The organism is Micromonospora sp. NPDC020750, assembly GCF_044334565.1.
GTDB lineage: Bacteria > Actinomycetota > Actinomycetes > Mycobacteriales > Micromonosporaceae > Micromonospora.
On the sequence record NZ_JBIRTH010000005.1, the window covers coordinates 46,037 to 66,694 of the forward strand.

General features: G+C 74.7%; 12 protein-coding genes and 1 pseudogene. 3 read left to right on the plus strand and 10 right to left on the minus strand.

Features of this window, described 5'->3' with window-relative positions; all coding sequences use genetic code 11:
- The first annotated feature begins 143 nt into the window (after positions 1-143).
- On the plus strand, positions 144-1,373 hold the full coding sequence (locus ACH4T9_RS16955) for a PucR family transcriptional regulator (protein ID WP_396672508.1): 1,230 nt from the start codon (positions 144-146) through the stop codon (positions 1,371-1,373).
- A gap of 506 nt (positions 1,374-1,879) precedes the next feature.
- Positions 1,880-3,085 (plus strand): chitosanase, encoded by a 1,206-nt coding sequence (locus ACH4T9_RS16960; RefSeq protein ID WP_396672507.1) that lies wholly within the window; start codon positions 1,880-1,882, stop codon positions 3,083-3,085.
- A 63-nt stretch (positions 3,086-3,148) separates the two neighbouring features.
- Here ACH4T9_RS16960 and ACH4T9_RS16965 read toward each other — a convergent pair whose 3' ends face one another.
- From ACH4T9_RS16965 to rpsD, 6 genes and pseudogenes are all read right to left on the minus strand, one after another.
- On the minus strand, positions 3,149-4,402 hold the full coding sequence (locus tag ACH4T9_RS16965) for a family 16 glycosylhydrolase (RefSeq protein ID WP_396672506.1): 1,254 nt from the start codon (positions 4,400-4,402) through the stop codon (positions 3,149-3,151).
- Positions 4,403-4,447: 45 nt separating this feature from the next.
- The gene (locus ACH4T9_RS16970; protein ID WP_396672505.1) at positions 4,448-6,004 is read right to left on the minus strand and encodes a ricin-type beta-trefoil lectin domain protein; all 1,557 of its coding nucleotides are present in this window, start codon (positions 6,002-6,004) and stop codon (positions 4,448-4,450) included.
- Between the two features lie 194 nt (positions 6,005-6,198).
- Positions 6,199-7,767 (minus strand): bifunctional 3-(3-hydroxy-phenyl)propionate/3-hydroxycinnamic acid hydroxylase, encoded by a 1,569-nt coding sequence (locus ACH4T9_RS16975; protein WP_396672504.1) that lies wholly within the window; start codon positions 7,765-7,767, stop codon positions 6,199-6,201.
- Positions 7,768-7,914: 147 nt separating this feature from the next.
- A complete protein-coding gene (locus tag ACH4T9_RS16980; RefSeq protein ID WP_396672503.1) occupies positions 7,915-10,542 on the minus strand; it encodes a hypothetical protein in 2,628 nt (875 codons plus the stop codon).
- Positions 10,539-11,873: an SWIM zinc finger family protein gene (locus ACH4T9_RS16985; protein WP_396672502.1), complete on the minus strand. Its 1,335-nt coding sequence runs from the start codon at positions 11,871-11,873 to the stop codon at positions 10,539-10,541. The genes ACH4T9_RS16980 and ACH4T9_RS16985 overlap by 4 nt, the downstream gene beginning before the upstream one ends.
- A gap of 186 nt (positions 11,874-12,059) precedes the next feature.
- Positions 12,060-12,488: pseudogene (gene rpsD, locus ACH4T9_RS16990) on the minus strand (30S ribosomal protein S4); the annotation flags it as partial.
- Positions 12,489-12,989: 501 nt separating this feature from the next.
- Here rpsD and ACH4T9_RS16995 point away from each other — a divergent pair.
- Positions 12,990-14,189, plus strand: coding sequence for a S8 family serine peptidase (locus ACH4T9_RS16995; protein WP_396672501.1), 1,200 nt, complete (start codon positions 12,990-12,992; stop codon positions 14,187-14,189).
- A gap of 29 nt (positions 14,190-14,218) precedes the next feature.
- On the opposite strand, the gene ACH4T9_RS17000 is transcribed toward ACH4T9_RS16995, so the two are convergent.
- The 4 genes from ACH4T9_RS17000 to kdpB all read right to left on the minus strand — a co-directional run bounded on the left by ACH4T9_RS17000 (position 14,219) and on the right by kdpB (position 20,643).
- Positions 14,219-14,905, minus strand: a complete 687-nt coding sequence (locus ACH4T9_RS17000; protein ID WP_396672500.1) for a response regulator — start codon at positions 14,903-14,905, stop codon at positions 14,219-14,221.
- Positions 14,902-17,454, minus strand: a complete 2,553-nt coding sequence (locus ACH4T9_RS17005; RefSeq protein ID WP_396672499.1) for a DUF4118 domain-containing protein — start codon at positions 17,452-17,454, stop codon at positions 14,902-14,904. The genes ACH4T9_RS17000 and ACH4T9_RS17005 overlap by 4 nt, the downstream gene beginning before the upstream one ends.
- Positions 17,455-17,551: 97 nt before the next feature.
- Entirely contained in the window at positions 17,552-18,433 is an 882-nt protein-coding gene (locus tag ACH4T9_RS17010) for a potassium-transporting ATPase subunit C (protein WP_396672498.1), read from the minus strand.
- Positions 18,433-20,643, minus strand: a complete 2,211-nt coding sequence (kdpB, locus tag ACH4T9_RS17015; RefSeq protein WP_396672497.1) for a potassium-transporting ATPase subunit KdpB — start codon at positions 20,641-20,643, stop codon at positions 18,433-18,435. Before kdpB ends, ACH4T9_RS17010 begins: the two co-directional genes overlap by 1 nt.
- Between the last annotated feature and the right edge of the window lie 15 nt (positions 20,644-20,658).

The following is a 20,658-nucleotide window of genomic DNA, read 5'->3' on the forward strand; positions in this document are numbered from 1 at the left end:
GACAGATGCCGGAACAGGCGCGTTGCCGCCCGTCCTTTTGTCGCGACTTCGACAGTGGACCTTGCGCGGGGGCCCACCCGCACCGGATGGTAAGGACTGGCGGTCGCGCGGCCCCTGTCGCGCGGCGCAACCAGGGGAGATCCATGCACGGTGAGCTCCAGCGAATCGTCGACGCCGTCGCCGCCCGGGTGGGGCGGCCCGCCCTCATCGAGGACCGACGGCAGCGGGTGGTCGCCTACAGCGAGCACAACGGCCCGATGGACGACGTCCGCCGGATGTCGATCCTGCGCCGGCAGACGACGCCGGAGGTGATCGCCTGGTTCCGGGGCATGGGCGTGCTCACGACACGCGAGCCGGTCCGTACCCCCGCGTACGCCGAGCTGGACCTGCTGCCGAGGGTCTGTGTGCCGATCCGGCACGACGACCTGCTACTCGGATTCGTCTGGTTCATCGACGCGGACGGCTCGATGACCGACGCCGACATCGCCACCGCGACCAGCGCCTTCACCGACCTGTCGCTCGCCCTGTACCGGGAGAACCTGCTCGGCGAGCTGGCCTCGCAGCGGGAGACCGAGGCCACCCGCACGCTGCTGGTGGAGAGCCGGGAGGCCCGCGAGCACGCGGCGCGGGCGCTGCTGGAGGAGGGCACGGTGGCCGGCGACGGGACCACCGTCGCACTCGTCGCCCAACTCGTGCCGGCCGGCGGGCGGCAGCCCGACGAGGTGGCCCGGATCGCCCTGGAACAGGCCCTGGTGACCAGTCGCCGGTGGATCGGGGTGCGGGAGACGCTGCACCTGGTCTGGCACGACCACGGGGTGCTGCTGATCTGCGGCGACCGGGTCGCCGGCCGCCCCTCGCCGGAGGTCTCCGCCGGCCACCTGGACGAGGCGCTGGGCACCGCGACCCGGGGCCTGGCCTCGGTGGCCCGGACCGTGACCGGGATCGGCGAACCCCGCGCCGGGCTGGCCGACGCGGTCGAGTCCTACCAGGAGGCCGCGCAGGCGGCCCGGGTCGGGACGCAGCTTCCCGCGCTGGGCCGGGTGGTCTCCTGGGCCGGCCTGGGCATCTACCGGGTGCTGTCCCAACTGGACAGCCAGCACCTCGACGTCGCGGGCGTGCATCCCGGGCTCGAACGGCTGCTGCGCGACGACGCCCACCAGGTGCTGCTGGAGACCCTGGAGGCCTACCTCGACCTGGCGGGCAACGCGCACGCGACCGCCGAGAAGCTCCGGCTGCACCGGACCACCCTCTACTACCGGCTGCAACGGGTCGAACAGCTCGCCGGGACCGACCTGAAGGACGGCAACGAGCGGCTGTGCCTGCACCTGGCGATGAAGCTCGGCCGGCTCACCGGCCACTACCGGACGGCGTGACGAACGGCGCCCGGACGGCCGACCCGGACAGCATGACCAAGGCCGGCCCGGACGGCCGAACCGGACGGCGTGACCGACGGCGACCCGGAGGGCCGACGGACCGGAGCGGGCCCCGGGCTGCGGCCACCGGTCAGGGGGCGTGCACGAGCGTCGCGCGGGTCCCGCAGTCGCGGAGAGCGCAGCGGTGCCGGGGCGGGCGCAACGATTGACAGCGCATCGACGCACTACTATCTGTTGATAGAGTTTCCTAATTGTCACGGGCCCTCGACAATCCCCGAAGGAGGCCCGGTCCCGTGCCGCGTTCCCGCCCTCTCGCCGCAGGCCCCGCCGCCGGATCCTTGAACCGGGACCGGCCGCGCCCAGGCGCGTACCCGAACGACGGCACCTGCGGCGAAAAGGCCCGGGCCGCCCACGACCACACCCGACAATCGGGGCCCACGGGGGCTGGCCCCCGACCATGCCGCCGGTCGCCGGCGGCACCGCCCGTCCCCCAAGCTAGGAGTGCCATGCCTGCCAAGAGGACAGCCGCCTACCTCACCGCGGCCCTGCTGGTCCCCGCCGCGGTGGTCGGCTACGGCCTGCCGTCGGCCAGCGCCGCGACCGCCGGGCCGATCACCGGACTGGGCGGCAAGTGCGTCGACGTCGCCGCCGCCAGCTCCGCCAACGGCACCGCCGTCCAGCTCTACGCCTGCAACAACACCACCGCCCAGGTCTGGACCGTCGGCAACGCCGACGGTTCGATCCGCGCGCTCGGCAAGTGCCTGGACGTCACCGCGGCGTCGACCGCCGACGGCGCCAAGGTCCAGCTGTACGACTGCAACGGCACCGGCGCCCAGCGGTGGAGCGCGTCCAACGGCGCCCTGGTCAACACCGGCTCGGGCAAGTGCCTGGACGTCACGGACCGGAACACGGCCGACGGCACCCGGTTGCAGATCTGGACCTGCGCCGGCAGCGCGAACCAACGGTGGACCCTGCCCGGCGGGGGCACCACCCCCAGCCCGTCCGCCCCCGCCGGCGTCAACCTCGACAACCCCGCGAAGAAGGACGTCGCCATGCAGCTCGTCTCCGCCGCGGAGAACTCGTCGCTGAACTGGCGGGCCCAGTTCCCCTACATCGAGGACATCGGCGACGGGCGGGGCTACACCGCCGGCATCATCGGCTTCTGCTCCGGCACCGGCGACATGCTGGAGCTGGTCGAGGCGTACACGGCCACCAAGCCGGGCAACGTGCTGGCCCCGTACCTGCCGGCCCTGCGCAGGGTCAACGGCACCGACTCCCACGCGGGCCTCGACCCGAACTTCCCCCGCGACTGGCGCACCGCCGCCGCCGACGGCGTGTTCCAGGCCGCCCAGGAGGCCGAGCGGGACCGGGTGTACTTCAACCCGTCGGTACGCGACGGCAAGGCCGACGGGGTCCGGGCGCTCGGCCAGTTCGCCTACTACGACGCGGCGGTGATGCACGGCTACGAGGGCATGCGGGCGATCCGCAGCCGCGCCCTCGCCCGGACGAAGCCGCCGGCCCAGGGCGGCGACGAGCGGACCTGGCTCAACGCCTTCCTCGACGAGCGGGTCGCCGAGATGAAGAAGGAGGCGGCGCACTCCGACACGTCCCGGGTCGACACCGCCCAGCGGGTGTTCCTCAACAACGGCAACTTCGACCTGAACACACCGCTGGTCTTCGCCGTCTACGGCGACCAGTACCGGATCGGTTAGCCGGAGAACCGTGAGGGCCCGGGGGCGCCGACGGGACGGTTCGTCGGAGCCCCCGTTTGCTGGTCAGTAGCGCGACCACCTCTGGTTGGCGCTGCCGGCGCAGTCCCAGAGCTGGAGCTTGCCCCCGTTGGCCGGATTCTGGTCGCGCACGTCGACGCACCGGTTGGCGCTGAGGTTCACCAGGTCACCGGAGGCGTTCAGGGTGAACCGCTGGGCCGGGTTGCCGTTGCAGGTGACGAGGTTGACCTCGGTGCCGTTGGCAGTGCCGGCCCAGGCGGGGTCCATGCACTTGCCCATCGCCCGCACCGTGCCGTCGCCGGCGAAGGTCCACGCCTGCGCGGCGGTGGTGTTGCAGTCCCAGATCTGCAGCTTGGCGCCGTCGACCGGGTTGGCGCTCGGGATGTCGATGCACCGCCCGCTCTGCGCGCCCCGCAGCCGCGTGGTGCCGGGCGGGTTGCCGCCGTCGGTGTAGCCGTTGACCCGGACGTAGTCGACCAGCATCTGCTGCGGGAACTGGGTGGTGCCGTCCGGGTAGCCCGGCCAGTTGCCGCCGACGGCCACGTTCAGGATCATGAAGAACGGGTGGTCGAAGACCCATCGGTTGCCGCCCAGCCGGCTCGGGTCGACGCGGTGGAACTCGACGCCGTCGAGGTACCACACGATCGAGTTGGGCTCCCAGTCCACCCGGTAGGTGTGGAAGCCGTCGGCCAGCGGCGCGCCGACGGTGCGGCTGCCGGTGATGCCCCCGCCGCCGGAGTAGCCGGGCCCGTGGATGGTGCCGTACACGGTGTTCGGCTCCCGACCGATGTTCTCCATGATGTCGATCTCGCCGGCGTTCGGCCAGCCCACGCTGCCCATGTCGTTGCCGAGCATCCAGAACGCCGGCCAGATGCCCTGACCCCGGGGGATCTTGATCCGGGCCTCGAACCGGCCGTACGCCTGGGTGAACGTCGCGGCGGTCAGCAGCCGGGCCGAGGTGTACTCGCACCGACCGTAGTGGCACTGGTAGTTGGCCGGGTTGTCCCTGCGCGCGGTGATGACCAGGTTGCCCTGGCCGTCGTGCACCGCGTTGCTGGTGCTGTTCGTGTAGTACTGCCTCTCGTTGTTGCCCCAGCCACCGCCGCCGATGTCGAACCGCCACTTGCTCTGGTCGACGGCCGTGCCGGCGGAGGCGTTGAACTCGTCCTGCCAGGTGATGCCGCCGATCGCCGCCTGGGCGGGCGCGGTGGGGCCGGGCAGGACGAGGGACGCCGCGACGACGACGAGGGCGACGGCGGCGCGGGCGAGCGCACGGGGCGCGGAACGGGATCTGATCACGGGAGCCTCCTCGGGAACGGTCGTACGGGCGGCGGTGGGGCGCGGTCAGCCCCGCCGCCACTTCTGGTTGGCGGTGCCGGCGCAGTCCCACAACTGGAGCCGGGCGCCGTCGCCGCCGTTCCAGTCGACGATGTCGACGCACCTGTTGGCCTGCGGGTTGACCAGGTCACCGGCGGCGGACAGGACGAACTGCTGGGCGGGATTACCGCTGCAGTTGGCGATCTGGATCACCGCGCCGTTGGCGGTGGACCCCCAGGCCACGTCCATGCACTTGTTGTTCTGGGTGCGCAGAGAACCGCCGGTTAGGGTCCACGCCTGGGCCCCGGTCCCGTTGCAGTTCCACATCTGCAGGGGCACGCCGTCGGAGAAGTTCGAGTTCGGCACGTCGATGCACTTGTTGTTCCAGTTGCTGATCAGCCGGTTCCCGCCCCCGCCGCCGGTCGTGACCAGCGACAGCCCGTACGCGCCGAGGATCTCGTTGACCGGCTGGAAGAAGGTGGTGCCCCCGGTGGAGCAGTTGCCGGAGCCGCCGGAGGTGACCCCCTGCGCCTGATTGCCGCTGATCCACGCCCCACCGGAGTCGCCGCCCTCGGCGCAGGCGTTGCTGCGGGTCAGGCCGGACACCGCGCCCTGGGCGTAGTTCACGGTCTCGTTGCGGCCGAGGATGGTGCCGCAGCGCCAGCCGGTGGTGCGTCCCGAACGGCAGACGGAGCTGCCGATCGCCGCGTCCTGCGAGCCGGCCACCGTGACGTTGCCGCCGGAGTAGTTGTTCACCCAGGGCTGCGGGGTCCAGTTGCTGTTGGTTCGTACCCAGCCGTAGTCGTTGCCGGGGAAGGACGAGCCGGCGAACGTGCCCTGCGCGACGTTGTTGAAGCCGAGCGTCGGGCTGCCGGTCCCGCCGCAGTGGCCGGCCGTGACGAAGCCGCCGGCGACCGCGAAGCCGACCGAGCACAGCGTGTTGCCGTTGATGACGTACTGGTCGCCGCCGCGGATGTCGTACAGCGGGCGGGGCGCGTCGGCGGACTCGACGACCCGGACGGCGTCGGCGGCGACGCCGCTGGTGCGCGCGAACGCGGTCGCCTCGGCAATGGCGCCCGGCGCCACCGTCAGCACCACACTGTTGTCGGCGACGTCGACGTACCAGCTGCGGATCCGCTGCGGGTCCGCCCGGACGGCGTGCCGGTCGAGGGCTCGCCTGACGGTGCCGAGGTCGCGCTCGCTGCGGGCGACGACGGTGGCGTCGGCACCCTCGGCGCGGACGACGGCGGCCAACGCCCGGTCGGTGACCGCCACGGTCAGCCGCTGCCCGCCCGCCGGAATCCAGGCGCCGGCGAACGCCGCGCCGAGCCGGGCGCGCAGCCGCTTCTCGACCGGCGGCGCGGCGGCTTCGGTGCGCAGCCTGGCGGCGACCTGGCCGGCGGTCAGCCCGAGGTCGCGGCGCATCGCCGTGACCAGCTCCGGCGGGAGCCCGGCGGCGGCTGTCGTGGTGGCCGCCGGGGCTGCGGCATCCGGGACGCCGCCGGCGCGGGCCGCCAGCGGGGACGCGACGACGAGCAGGAGAGCTGCGGTAACGGTGCCGAACGCGCGGAGCTGTCGCGGCATGGGGTCCTCCCGAGGTCGTACGGTGGGCGGTCGCGGCGGGGCGAGGCGAGGGCTGCGGGCCGCCCAGAGAGCGCTCTCAACGAAGTTTGTCGATGTGAACGATTTCTGTCAAGACTGTTACCAGTTGGCCGCCTGTCACTGCCCCCGGCCCTGGTCCGGAGCCCGACTCCTGCCCACCCGCTGCGCGGAGTCCGTCACGCAGGGGCACCGCGCCGTCGGCCCCCGTCCGGGTCGGGCCGAGGGGGCGGCGCTGTCGGGGGCAGGACCGGTGCGGCCCTGAGCAGGGCAGCCACGTCGCCGCCCGTCCGCATCACCGTCCGGTCGGGACGTACGAGCGCCGCGCGGGCCCCGCCTCGGCGCAGCCATCGCCCGAGGCCCGAGGCCGGCTCCACGGGCACGAGCACCACCCGCCGCCGTCGTGCCTCGGCGACCGCCTGCGGTCGCAACGGCCCGACGGTGAGCACCGCGAAGGAGGACCCGAGCACGTCGTCGAGGCGGCGGCCGTCGCCCAGGACGGGGTTCGGGCAGAGCCGGCCGTTGCGGCTCCACGGCGACCAACGCCGTCGGCGCAGGGCCGAGCGTCGCAGGGGCGGGGTCGTGCTGTCGAGGACCCTGGCCCGCAGGCCCGGAACGCGGACCAGCCGGGGCGCGACGAGCCGGCGCAGCAGGTTGCCGGCCTCACCGCCCTGGGTCATGGCCCGGCCGACGCCCACGGCGAGCCGGATCAGCGCGGTGACGTGGGGCCTCCGCTCGGTCTCGTAGCTGCCCAGCGCGGCGGCGGGCAGGGCGCCGGCCAGCACGGCGGCGATCTTCCAGGTGAGATTGCCGGCGTCCCGGAGACCGGCGCCCAACCCCTGGCCGATGAACGGCGGGGTGAGGTGGGCGGCGTCGCCGAGAAGGAACACGGGCCCGGCGTGCCAACGGTCGACGATCTGGGCGCGGAAGGTGTACTCGGCGCAGCGGACGACCGCGAGCTCCTCGAACGGCAGGTCCCGCGTCCACGGCCGGACCAGCTCGTGCAGGGTCTGCGGAGCGGACATGGCCACCGCCGTCTCGCCGGGCAGGAGGCGGAACTCCCAGCGGTAGCGTCGCGCCCCGACGCGCATGTAGGTCGCGGCCCGGCGGGGGTCGCACACCTGGTGCACGCCCTCCCACGCGTCGATCGCGGCGTCGGTGTCGACGTCGACCACGAGCCAGCGCTGCGCGAAGCCGAGGTCGCGCATCCTCGACCCGATCCGGGCGCGGACGGTGCTGTTGGCGCCGTCGCAGCCGAGAACGTACCGCGCGCGCAGCGTCTGCCGCTCCCCCGATCCCCGGTCGGTGACGGCGACGGCCACCGGGCCGTCGCCGTCGGCGGACACGGCGGTGACCTCGACGCCCCCGCGCAGGGTGACCAGGGGGTCCTGGTCGACGGCGCGGCGAAGGATGGCCTCCAGCCGCGGCTGGTCGAACATGTTCGCCTGCGGGTGGCCGTGGGCCCCGCCCGCCGTGCCCCGGCTGAACTGCGCCAGGACACGGTGGTCGGGGCCGAGCAGCCGCAGCCCCTCGGCCGGCCGGGAGACCGCGGCGAACTCCTCGTGCACCCCCGCCCGGTGCAGGATCCGGCACACCTCGTCGTCGAGGTGGACCGCGCGCGGCCGGGGGTAGGCGGCCGGCCACCGGTCGAGCACGACGGACCGGACACCGTGGACGGCGAGCAGCCGGGCCGCCACCAGCCCGGTCGGCCCGGCGCCGACGATGACGACGGGCACCGGATCCTTCACCGTTCCTCCTCGCCCTGGCCTCACCGGCCCGCCGGCCGCCGACCCGGTCCTCGCCGAGCCACCGACACGGCCGCCCCCGGGTCGGCCCGCCAGCCGCCGCTGTCCGGCGGCCCGGGCCCGCCCGCTCCGACCGTACCGACCGCCCCCTCAGGCGGCGGTGACCACCCGGTGCAGGCGGCGCGCCTCGGTCACCATCCGGGACGTCCCGCCCCGGCCCGCGACCTCCGCCAGCCCCGCCACCTCGATCCGGGCCCCGGTGCTCGCGGCCGTCTCCGCCGCCAGGGTCAGCAGGTCGGGCAGGCCCCGGGGCGGCGTGGGGGCGGCGAGCAGCGGTGGCAACGCGGCGGCCAGCAGCCGCCACACGCTCAGCGGCGCCCCGGCCGCGGCCGCGTCGCGCAGCGGCTCGACCACGCGGGTCGGCTTCACCACCTGCGCGGCGATCAGCGCACCGAGATGCCCGCCCACCCCGGTGGCGTCGAGGCGACCAGCGCCGGCCAAACCGAGCAGGGCGTCCAACGTGGCGATCCGGTCGGTGCCGTGGCGGGCGCCGAGGCCGTAGGCGAGCGCGAGGTCGACGGCGGCCCCGCCAGGGCCGCCGCACTCGACGAGCGACGGCAGCGCCACCGCGCCGTCGCGCCGGTCCATGTCGGCGGCGGCGGCCACCTCCGGCAGGACGTACGCGGAGACCACGCCCAGGTGGTGGGGCAGAACCGACGGCCAGAGCCGCGTCCAGCCGTGGTACTCCGTCTCCACCGGCGGCGGGTCGGTGGTCAGCAGGCCGTACCGGTCGTCGTACCCGTGCGGTGGGCGCAGCTCGACCGCGACGCGGCGGGCCGGCAACTGGTCGTACTCCCAGTCGTAGCCCGCCCTTCGGGCCCGGCGGGCGAGGGTGAGGACCCGCATGACCGGGGCCGGCAGCCCACCGGAGCGCAGCCAGCCGGCGAGCCGGTCGCCGGCCGGGGTGCGCAGCGCCTCGGACCTGCCGGCCAGCGCCTCGTCGGCGCCGGTCGGCAGGCGCAGCAGTGCCTGGGTGAGATCCCAGTGCCACGGCTCCCGGTCTGCGAGCGCCGTGAGGCGTTCCAGCAGCGCCAGCGGGTCGAGCGCGCCGTTGGCCGAGGTGGGGGTCGCGAGCAGGCCGGGGTGGCCCGGTTCGCCGAGGTGGTGGCCGATCTCGGCGAGCCGGGCCCGCAGCAGGGCATGCGGCGCCGGGACCCGGGGGTCGGCGGCGACCAGTTCCGGTTGCGCGGGCGACCGGTCGGTGCGCCGCACGGCGGCGAGCAGCGCGCCCCACCGGCCGCGCTGCGGGGCCGCCGGGCGGGGCTCGCCGGCGGATTCCAGCACGCCGCCGACGAGGCCGCACAGGCAGCACGGGTCCCAGCTGTGCTCGCTGGCCCAGGACCAGTGCCTCCGGGCGAGGACCGGGTCGAGCGCGGCGCGCACCCGCGCGCCGTCGGTCGCGGTGAGCCGGACCAGCCCGTCGAGGATCCGGTCGAGCGGCTCCCCGTGCCGCTCGGTGCCCAGCAGCGCGGCGACCTCCTCGGCGAGCTCGTCGACGTCGGTGATCGGGGCCGGGGCGGGTGCGGACGGCCCCGGCGGCGGCAGGTCGTCGCCGCGCGGCCCGGTGACCGCCGGCCCCGCACCGGCGCTCCGGGTGAGGCCGTGCCGGGCGGCCAGCGCGGTGGCGCGCTCGCGAAGGTCGACGGCGGGGTGCTCGGCCGCGACGGCGATCACCTCGGCGACCTCCGCGGCCCGGTCCCGGTGCCCACGGGCGAGCCGGTCGAGCCAGGTGAGCTGGCCGCGTACCAGCACCTTGTCCGGGCGGGCCAGCACCTCGCGGGAGGTGTCGAGCACCGCCTCCAGTTCCAGGTCTGGCACCTCGCGCAGCGCCTTCTGGGCCATGGTCGCGACGGTGGCCGGGGCGTCGGCGAGCAGTCGCAGGTAGTCGGCGCGGCGGGCGGCGACCTCGTCGGTGGTGGGTTGGAGCTGCCCGATCAGGATGGTGAAGGCCCGCAGCGCGACCGGTCGGTCGCCGCGCAGCAGCCGGCCGACAGCGCCGTCGAGCAGGGTGGCGCGGTCGACGAGGCCCTCGGCGGCGAGCTGCGCCAACGCGGTCGGGAACGCGTGCGGGCGGCGGTCCCGCCAGTCGGTGACGATCTCGTCGAACATCATCAGCGCGCCGACGCCGTCGACCTCGAACAGGCGGGGCAACAGCGCCGGCAGGAGCGGGTCGGCGCGGAGCCGGTCGACCAGTGGCACCGGCGCGCCGCGCAGCCGCCGGTCGGGGCTCGACAGGGACTGCACCCACAGCTCGACGAACCGGTCCCCGGACGGCGGCTCGGCGTCGGTGGGCAGCAGCGCGGCGACGAACCGCCAGTGCTCGACCCAGGTGTCACGGTGCAGCTTGTCGGCCATCCGCCGGGCGAGGTCGGGCAGCCAGGTGACCCCGCGGTCGGCGGCGACCGCGCGGACGAGACTCCCCGCCCGCTCGCCGTCGGCGGCGACGGAGCGGCGGGCGAGGATCGCGCCGGCCTGGGCCGCGGTGGGCAGGCAACCGACCGCGAGGACGGCCAGGGCGGTGCCCTTACCCGCGCCCCAGAAGGACCGCTGCCCCTTGAACCAGTCGGTCAGGGCGGCGCCGACGGCGCGGCGGCGGTCCTCGGGCAGCCCGGCCAGGGCGTCGACGATCAGGCCGGCCGACCCGGCATCGATCAGGTCGAACAGGTCGCTGGTGCCACCGGCCGCCAACTCCCACCGGCGCCGGACCGTGGTCTTCACACCCGCTCCCGCACGTCGGCCGTGGCCATCCGGGTGGCCAGCGCGTGTTTGCACGGCCCGCGCTGGCCACGGTGCTTGGCCCACCAGGGGCAGGTGCAGTTGAATTCGCCGTCGGGCAGGCGGCGTACCCGGTAGACCTCGTCGCCGCTGCGTACGGTGGCGCCCGCCTCATCCGACGCGACGGCACCGGCGTCGAGCAGCGCCCGCGCGCCGACCAGCCGCGGGTTGTCCCGCTCGGCCCGGCCCGCGTCGTAGGGCATGACGCGGTGGAAGTAGGCCGCCTCGGAGACGTCGTAGCCGACCCGCCCGGCGGTGCCGAGCTGGGCGAGGGCACCCCGGACCCGGCCCGCGTCGATGCCGGCGGAGGTGGCCAGGGCGTCGACGTCGACGGTCGGGTCCCAGGACAGCAGGGCCGAGACCAGCTCGGCGTCGTCGACGACGTCGTCGCCGGCCAGGGCGGTCAGCGCGGCGCCCTCGCCGGAGAACCCGCGGTAGGGCTCGGGCGAGAGGGTCAGCGACAGCCGCAGGGCCCCGGTGTCGAGCTCCCAGGTGCTGGGCAGCGCCGCCGAGCCGGGCGCGACGGTCGGCCCGTAGACGCGTAGGGTCCGGGCGAAGCGCAGCATCCCGCGCAGGGCAGCCAGTCGACCCGCGCCGGCGAGGCACACCGCGCCGGGGACGGGCCGGGACGTCAGCCGCAGCGACCGCCCCGCGGGCACCGCCCAGAGCACCGACCGGTCGTTCGACGTCGGCAGCCGGCGCAGGAAGACGGCGGCCTCGGCCGCCGGGATCTCCGCCCGCGGCTCGAACGCCGCGGCCAGCACCTGCACCTCGGCGAAGCCGCGCAGCCAACGCACCGGCAGCGGCACCTTCTTCTCGACGACGGCGCCGTCCATGGTGGATAAGGTCAGGTCGTCGGGGCCGACCGACAGGTGCAGCGGGTCGAGGCCGCCGACCCGGGCGAGCGCCTGGCGCAACGGGTTGTTGACGTCGACGTTGGTGGTGCCATGCTCCACCACGTCGCCGTCGAGCCCGGCCGGCAGGGCGTCGAGGCGGGCGTAGACCCCGCAGCAGCCGGAGAACGACTCGAACCGGAGCCGGTCCCGGCTGCCGGTGACGACCGGGTCCAGGCTCGCCGGGCTGACCGGCCGGTAGTAGCGGGTGCGGGCCACCTCGGCGACGGCGAGCAGCCCGACGGCGGCCGGCTGGGGTGTGGTGAGGAACCCGGTGAAGAACCGGGGGTTCGGCGCCGGGCCGCCGCTGGTCTGCAACGCGAGACCGTCGCGGCGCAGCGTCGAGGATCCCAGGTACCGGTACGTCTGTTGGGTGCTCACGGGCCGGGACGGTACAAGATCGCTCCGACAGTTCCGCCGGACCGCGTCACGTCGGGCCGGTCGACACCGGGCCGGGTCCCGACTCTGGGACGGCGAGACGGCGCAAGGGGCGGCCCCGTCGGCGCGACGGTGCGCATCGCCCGCCGTCGCGCCCGTGGCCGCGCCATCGCCGAGCGTGTCGGCCCGTCAGCGGGAGTAGTACTCGACGACGAGCTGTTCGTCGCAGATCACCGGAACCTCGGCCCGCACGGGCAACCGGGTGAGCCGCGCGGTGAGGCCGGCCAGGTCGACGTCCAGGTACGGCGCGGGCCGCTGCGGGGCGTGCGCCCCCTGGGCGGCGACGACGAACGGCGTCTTGGCGCGGCTGCGCGCGGCCACCGCGATCTCGTCACCGGGGCGCAGCCGCGCCGACGGGCGGTCCACCCGGCGGCCGTTGACGATCACGTGCTGATGGGTGACGACCTGTCGCGCCTGGTAGATGGTGCGGGCGAACCCCGCGCGCAGGACGAGCGCGTCGAGCCGGGTCTCCAGGTCCGCCACGAGTTCCTCACCGGTCTTGCCCGGCCGGCGGGCAACGCGGTCGAACGCCGTCCGCAGTTGACCCTCCCGCGCATGTCGCCCGGTGCTACCACGACAGCTCCTCGCGGCCCCCACGACAGCGCGTACTCCGGCGCGTACACACCACGGGCTTCCGCCTCAGCCGCACCGACCTCGGCCCAGGGTCGCCACGGCGGCCCGAAAGGACCGGGGCGCACCGCATACGTCCCGGGCTCCATCAGCACGCCGAGCAACCCGTGGCCGTACCGCTGGTCGGCGTGGGCAGGAAGCGGCACCCGCGACACCGGCACGGTCAGCGGGGCGCCGCAACCCGCGCACGTGAACAGGGTCATGCGACCTCCCGGGCCCTCACCCCTGAACTATCCCGCAGCGCAGCCCGGGGCGATGCGCGGGCGTGGTATCAGCTCTCGACGGCCCGATGAGGCATAGGGCCACGGTATGAGGCATCCGACATATATTCGCCGTCCTGGATGGCGAGTAGGCTCGGTCCAGTCCGTTCGCGCCGTCTCCCGGCAGCACCTGGCCCCCGGGACCGGCCAGATCACGGGAGGCCGGAAGATGACGCCGTCACCCCACCGCCGCCGGTCGGCCGCTGCGGCCGTCCTGTTCGCCCCGGTGCTGGCCGCCGCCATGGCCGGGGCTCCGGCGAACGCGGCCCCGGCCACCGGTGACATCCTGCGCGCGGGCGGCGTCACCGCCGTCGAGGGCAGCTACGTGGTGGTGCTCGCCGACGCCGGCGGGCGGGCCGCCGACACGGCTACGAGGCTTGCCGACCGGTACGGCGGTTCCGTCGGCCAGGTCTACCGCGCCGCGCTGCGCGGGTTCGAGGCCCGCCTGCCGGAACGGGCCGCCCGGCGACTGGCCGCCGACCCGGCCGTGGCGTACGTCGAGCAGAACCACGTGGTGTCGGTGGCCGCCGGCGTCCAGCTCAACCCGCCGTCGTGGGGACTCGACCGCATCGACCAGCACCTGCTGCCGCTCAACCAGCAGTACGCCTACCCGAACACCGCGCCGGGCGTGCGCGCGTACGTCGTCGACACCGGCATCCGCGCCACCCACGTCGACTTCACCGGCTCCGTCGGCGGGGGGTACGACGCCGTCGACGGCGCCCTGCCCGCCGACGACTGCAACGGCCACGGCACCCACATCGCCGGCACGATCGGGGGTCAGCAGCACGGGGTCGCCAAGGACGTCCACCTGGTCCCGGTGCGGGTGCTCAACTGCGCCGGCAGCGGCACCTACGCGCAGGTCATCGCGGGGGTCGACTGGGTCACCGCGAACGCGGTGAAACCCGCCGTGGCCACCATGGGCCTGGGCGGCAACGCCAGCACCGCGCTCGACAGCGCGGTCACCGCCTCCGTCAACTCCGGCGTCACCTACACCGTCACCTCGGGCAGCTCCGCCGCCAACGCCTGCAACTACTCCCCGGCACGGGTGCCGGTGGCGCTCACCGTCGCCGGCACCACCCCGACCGACGCCCGGATGAGCTCCGCCAACTACGGCTCCTGCCTGGACCTGTTCGCCCCCGGCCAGGGCATCACCTCGACCTGGCACACCAGCAATACCGCCACCAACACGATCAGCGGCGGGCCGATGGCCGCCGCGCACACCGCCGGGTGCGCGGCCATGGTCCTCCAGGACCACCCCACCTGGACCCCCGCCCAGGTGGCCGCCCATCTCACCGGCACCGCCACCACCGGCGTCGTCGGCGCTCCGGGGGCCGGCTCGCCCAACCGGCTGCTCTACTGCGGCGGCTGAGTTCGCGGCGGCGACACCGACGAACCCGGTCAGGGGCGGTAGCGGTAGCCCATCCCCGGCTCGGTGATGAGGTGTCGCGGGCGGCCCGGGTCGTCCTCCAGCTTGCGCCGCAGTTGGGCCATGTACTGGCGCAGGTAGTTGGTCTCGTTCTGGTACTCCGGCCCCCACACCTCGTGCAGCAGTTGGCGCTGGCTGACGAGCTTGCCGGGGTGGCGCAGCAGCCTGTCGAGCACGGCCCACTGAGTGGGGGTGAGCCGGACCTCCGCGCCGTCGTCGCGGGTCACCGTACGGTCGACGAGGTCGACGGTGTGCCGGCCCACCCGGGGGGCCGCCGTCGCCCCGTCGGCCGCCGGGGCGGCGAGGCGTCGGGTGACCGCGCGGATGCGGGCGAGCAGCTCGTCGATGCCGAACGGCTTGGTGACGTAGTCGTCCGCGCCGGCGTCGAGGGCGGCGACCTTGTCCTCGCTGCCCGCCCGGCCGGACAGCACGATGATCGGCACCGTCGTCCAGCCGCGCAGGCCCCGGATCACCTCGACGCCGTCGAGGTCGGGCAGGCCAAGGTCGAGGACCACCAGGTCCGGCGGGTGGGCGGCGGCGGCCCGCAGCGCGCCCGTACCGGTGTCGGCGACCTGCACGTCGTAGCCGCGGGCGCGCAGGTTGATGCGCAGGGCCCGCAGGATCTGCGGTTCGTCGTCGACGACGAGGATGCGGCTCATTCCTGCGGCCCTCCGGTGCCGGTCGGGGCGGCGGCGGGCAGGCGGAGCACCATGGTCAGCCCCCCGCCGGGGGTGGTCTCGGGGGTGATGGTGCCACCCATCGCCTCGGCGAGGCCGCGGGACAGGGCGAGGCCGAGCCCCACCCCGGTCTGGTTGTCCCGGTCGCCGAGGCGCTGGAAGGGCAGGAAGACGTGTTCCCACTGGTCCTCGGGGATGCCGGGGCCGGTGTCGATGACCCGCAGCTCCACCTGCCCGGCGTGGGCGCTGGCGGTGACGGTGGGCGGCCGGCCGGGCGGGCTGTGCCGCAGGGCGTTGGCGACGATGTTGACCAGCACGCGTTCCAGCAGGCCCGGATCCGTCAGCGCGGCGGGCAGGTCGGCGGGGATGTCGGTGGCGACGTCGGCGGCGTCCGGACCCAGCTCGTCCAGGGCCCTCGGCACCACGTCCTCCAACCCGATCGCGACGGCGGCCACCCCGAGCGCGCCGGCCTGCAACCGGCTCATGTCCAGCAGGTTCGCCACCAGGCGACCGAGTCGGTCCAGGGACTCGTCGGCGGTGGCCAGCAGCTCGTCCCGGTCGTCGGCGTCGAACTCGACGTCGTGGCTGCGCAGGCTGCTCACCGCCGCCTTCGCCGAGGCGAGCGGCGTACGCAGGTCGTGGCTGACGGCGGCGAGCAGCGCGGTGCGCATCCGGTCGGCCTCGGCCAGCGGCCGGGCGGTCGCCGCCTCCTCGGCGAGGCGTTCCTGACGCAGCGCCACTGCTGCCTGGGCGGCGAACGCCTCGACGACCCGCCGGTCGGCGGCCTCCAGCCGCCGGCCGGACAGCACGACGGTGAGCCGGTCGTCGACCGGTACCGCCGTCTCCCCGGCGTCGGGGCTGGTCGCCGGTGACTCCCCGACGGAGGCCACCAGCCGCCAGGCGTCCTGCTCGTGGGCCCGGCCGAGGCGTCCCCAAGCGTCCGGGGCCAGCTCCAGGACGCTGACGGCGCGCAACGCGAACGTCTCCCGCAGCCGGTCCAGCAGCGCCGGCAGTGGGCGCTCGCCGCGCAGCACGCCGCCCGCGACGGTGGCGAGCGTCTGCGCGTCGGCGGAGGCCCGCGCCGCCTCCCGGGTACGCCGGGCGGCCACGTCGACGACCCAGCTCACCGCGAGGGCGACGCCGACGAAGACGCCCAGCGCGAGCAGGTTGTCCGCCTCGGCGATGGTCAGCGTGCGGAACGGCGGGGTGAAGAACCAGTTCAGCAGCAGCGATCCGCCGAGGGCGGCGACCAGCGCCGGCCACAGGCCGCCGACCAGCGCCACCCCGACGACGCCGGCGAGGAACAGCAGGATGTCGTTGGTCAGGGTGAGGTCGGGCAGCGTGCGCAGCGCCACGGTGAGCGCCGGCATGCCGAGCCCGGCGAGGGCGAAGCCGAGCAGCCTGCGCCGCCGGGACAGCGCGGCCGGCAACCCGCCGGTCCGCCTGCCCCGCCCCGCCTGCGGGTGGGTGACCAGGTGCACGTCGATCGGCCCGGACAGGGCCGTGGTGGTGACCCCGACGCCCGGGCTGAACAGCTGGGCGAACCGGCCCCGCCGGCTGGCGCCGAGGACGAGCTGGGTGGCGTTGACGCCGCGGGCGAAGTCGAGCAGCGCGGCCGGCACGTCCGCGCCGAGCACCTGGTGGTACGTGCCGCCCAGGCTCTCCACCAGCACCCGCTGGCGGGCCAGCCGGGCGGGGTCGACGCCGGCCAGGCCGTCGCTGCGGGTGACGTGCACGGCGAGCAGGTCGGCGCTCCGGCCCCGGGCGGCCACCCGGGCCGCCCGGCGGATCAGCGTGTCGCCCTCCGGCCCGCCGGTCAGCGCGACGACGACGCGTTCCCGGGCCTCCCAGGTGTCGGAGATGCCCTGCTGGGCGCGGTAGGCGCCGAGCTGGTCGTCGACCTTGTCGGCCAGCCAGAGCAGGGCGAGTTCGCGCAGGGCGGTGAGGTTGCCGATCCGGAAGTAGTTGCCGAGCGCGGCGTCGATCCTGTCGGGGCGGTAGATGTTGCCGTGGGCCATCCGGCGGCGCAGCGCCTCCGGGGTCATGTCGACCAGTTCGACCTGCTCGGCGGCGCGGACGACGGCGTCGGGGACGGTCTCGCGCTGGGTGGTGCCGGTGATCCGGGCGACGACGTCGTTGACCGATTCGAGGTGCTGGACGTTGACCGTGGACAGCACGGAGATGCCGGCGTCCAGCAGTTCCTGCACGTCCTGCCAGCGCTTGTCGTTGCGGGAGCCGGGCACGTTGGTGTGGGCCAGTTCGTCGACGACCGCGATCTCGGGCCGGCGGGCCAGCAGCGCGTCGAGGTCCAGCTCGGTGAACTCGACGCCCCGGTGCACGAGGGTGCGCCTGGGCACCTGTTCCAGGTCGCCGACCATGGCGGCGGTGTGCGGTCGGCCGTGGGTCTCGACCAGCCCGATCACGACGTCGGTGCCGCGTTCGGTCCGCCGCCGGGCCTCCTGGAGCATCGCGTACGTCTTGCCGACGCCGGGCGCGGCCCCGAGGTAGATGCGCAGTTCCCCTCTGGGCACGGGCAGGTCCTTCCGGTGGGCGGGCCGTCCGGCGGCGCGGCCGTGAACGTGGCGGTGACCGCCGGGCGGGCCTGTCGTGGCCCGCCCGGCGAGGGGTTCAACGAGCGGCGAACCGCTGGTCGAGGGCGAGGTTCAGTTCCAGCACGTTAACGCCGGGGGCGCCCAGGAAGCCGAGCGCCCGGCCGTCGGTGTGCTCGGCCACCAGCCGCCGGACCGCGGCCGGGTCCACGCCGCGCTCCCGGGCCACCCGGGCGACCTGGATCTCGGCGTACGCGGGGCTGATGTGCGGGTCGAGACCGCTGCCGCTCGCGGTGACCGCGTCCGCCGGCACGGCCGGCTCGGCGGGGGCGTCGCCACGGACCGGGACGATCACCGCCCCGGCGGCGACGTGGTCCACGCCCGGTCGCGCCGGCTCCACCGGGACGCCCTGCCAGGTGGTCACGAACGGGGTGGCGGGGATGGCCTGGTTGACGCTCACCACCCGGGTGACCGGTCCGGTCAGCCCGTCGCGGTGGAACACGCCCAGGACCGCGCCGACGCCGTCGGCGGTGCAGTACGGCCGGCGGCCGTCCACGCCGTCGAGCCGGCCGATCGCCAGGCTGCGGGCGCAGACCTGGGTGAGCAGGCTCTCGGTCGACTCGGCCGGGTCGGCGGCGAGGGTGTCGACGACGCTCTCCGGGCCGAGGTTGGAGGCGGCGGTGGAAGTGGGGTCGTAGCCGTCGCCGGCCGCCGAGGGGCGGGACTGGAAGTAGCGCGGGACGGGGTTGCCGTCGGCGTCGGTGAAGGACTGGCCAATCAGCGCACTGCCGACGGTCCGGCCGCCCGCGGCGACGAGCGAGCCGTCCGCCTTGGCGTCGAGGCCGGGCAGGCGGCCGGCGGCGACCAGGGCCAGCGGGTACGCCAGGCCGAGTAGGACGGTGAACACGAGCAGTGCGCGCAGGGCGGCGAGGTGTTGGGCGAGCCAGGTGGGTAGACGCATCACGAGATCCCCGGGACGAACTGGATGAGCAGGTCGATGAGCTTGATGCCGACGAACGGCACGACGATGCCGCCGAGGCCGTAGACCAGCAGGTTGCGGCTGAGCAGCTCGGCCGCCGCCGCCGGTCGGTACCGGACGCCGCGCAGGGCCAGCGGAATCAGCGCGATGATCACCAGGGCGTTGAAGATGACCGCCGAGAGGATCGCCGACTCCGGGCTGGCCAGCCGCATGACGTTCAGCGTGTCCAGGCTGGGGTAGATGCCGGCGAACATGGCCGGGATGATGGCGAAGTACTTCGCGATGTCGTTGGCGATCGAGAAGGTCGTCAGGGCGCCCCGGGTGATGAGCAGCTGTTTGCCGATCTCGACGATCTCGATGAGCTTGGTCGGGTCGGAGTCGAGGTCGACCATGTTGCCGGCCTCCTTCGCCGCCGAGGTGCCGGTGTTCATGGCCACCCCGACGTCGGCCTGGGCGAGTGCCGGGGCGTCGTTGGTGCCGTCCCCGGTCATCGCGACCAGCCGGCCGCCCTCCTGCTCGCGCCTGATCAGGGCGAGCTTGTCCTCCGGGGTGGCCTCGGCGAGGAAGTCGTCCACCCCGGCCTCGTCGGCGATCGCCTTCGCGGTCCGCGGGTTGTCGCCGGTGATCATCACGGTGCGGATGCCCATCCGGCGCATCTCGTCGAACCGTTCCCGCATGCCGGCCTTCACGACGTCCTTGAGGTGGATCACGCCGAGGGCCCGCGCCGGCTCACCGTCGACGTGCTCGGCCACCACCAGCGGGGTCCCGCCGATGCCGCTGATCCCGTCGACGACCTGGCCCACCTGCTCGGTGGGGTGGCCGCCGTGCTCGCGGACCCACTTCATCACGGCCGCCGCCGCGCCCTTGCGGACCCGCCGCGCGGGCCCGGTGGCACCGCCGTCGACCGTCGCGTCCGGCGTGAGGTCGACGCCGCTCATCCGGGTCTGGGCGGTGAACGGCACGAACGTGGCGTGCGGCACGAGGCCCGGCTCCCGTTCCCGCAGCCCGAACTCGTTCTTGGCCAGGACCACCACGGACCGGCCCTCGGGGGTCTCGTCGGCGAGGCTGGCCAACTGCGCCGCGTCGGCCAGTTCGGCGGCCGTGACCCCCTCGACCGGCAGGAACTCGGCGGCCTGCCGGTTGCCGAGGGTGATGGTGCCGGTCTTGTCCAGCAGCAGGGTGTTGACGTCGCCGGCGGCCTCGACCGCCCGGCCGCTCATCGCCAGGACGTTGCGCTGGACGAGGCGGTCCATGCCCGCGATGCCGATCGCCGACAGCAGCGCGCCGATGGTGGTGGGGATGAGGCAGACCAGCAGGGACACCAGCACCACACCGCTGACCCCCGCGTCGGTGATCGCGCCGGTGTCCGGGGCGGCGGCCTGGTACTGCTTGGAGAAGACGGCGAGGGGCTGCAACGTCACCACGGCGAGCAGGAAGATGACGGTGAGCGCGGCGAGCAGGATGTTGAGCGCGATCTCGTTCGGCGTCTTCTGCCGGTTCGCCCCCTCGACCAGGGCGATCATCCGGTCGATGAAGCTCTCCCCCGGCCTCTGGGTGATCCGCACGACGATCCGGTCGGACAGCACCCTGGTGCCGCCGGTGACCGCGCTGCGGTCGCCGCCGGACTCCCGGATGACGGGGGCGGACTCGCCGGTGATGGCCGACTCGTCGACGCTGGCGATGCCCTCGACGACGTCGCCGTCGCCGGGGATGATCCCGCCGGCGTGGACCAGCACGACGTCGCCCTGGCGCAGCTCGGGCGCGGGCACCGCCTCGTCGCGGTAGGCGTTGGCGCGGGCGCCCGGGGTCCAGTCGACCAGTCGGGTGGCGACGGTGTCCTGCTTGGCCCGGCGCAGGGTGGCGGCCTGGGCCTTGCCCCGGCCCTCGGCGACCGCCTCGGCGAGGTTGGCGAACAGCACCGTCAGCCAGAGCCAGCCGGTGATGGCCCAGGCGAAGACCGACGGGTCGGTCGCCGCGAGGACGGTGGTGAAGGCCGCGCCGATCTCGACGATCAGCATCACCGGGTTGCGCCACAGGGTGCGCGGGTCGAGCTTGCGCAGCGCGTCCGGCAGGGAGGTCAGCAGCTGCCTCGGGTCGAGCAGGCCGCCGCCGACCCGGTCGCCCCGGGTGGCGGGCGTGCCGGGGGTGGCGGGGTCGGCCCCACCGTGCGGCGCCTGCGGGGAAAGGGTCATGTCGTCGTTCCTCAT

Bases quoted from the DNA above. Each gene is read 5' to 3' on its own strand.
- ACH4T9_RS16955 (WP_396672508.1), top strand. From the start codon at position 144: ATGCACGGTGAGCTCCAGCGAATCGTCGACGCCGTCGCCGCCCGGGTG.
- ACH4T9_RS16960 (WP_396672507.1), top strand. From the start codon at position 1,880: ATGCCTGCCAAGAGGACAGCCGCCTACCTCACCGCGGCCCTGCTGGTC.
- ACH4T9_RS16970 (WP_396672505.1), bottom strand. From the start codon at position 6,004: ATGCCGCGACAGCTCCGCGCGTTCGGCACCGTTACCGCAGCTCTCCTG.
- ACH4T9_RS16995 (WP_396672501.1), top strand. From the start codon at position 12,990: ATGACGCCGTCACCCCACCGCCGCCGGTCGGCCGCTGCGGCCGTCCTG.
- ACH4T9_RS17000 (WP_396672500.1), bottom strand. From the start codon at position 14,905: ATGAGCCGCATCCTCGTCGTCGACGACGAACCGCAGATCCTGCGGGCC.
- ACH4T9_RS17010 (WP_396672498.1), bottom strand. From the start codon at position 18,433: ATGCGTCTACCCACCTGGCTCGCCCAACACCTCGCCGCCCTGCGCGCA.
- kdpB (WP_396672497.1), bottom strand. From the start codon at position 20,643: ATGACCCTTTCCCCGCAGGCGCCGCACGGTGGGGCCGACCCCGCCACC.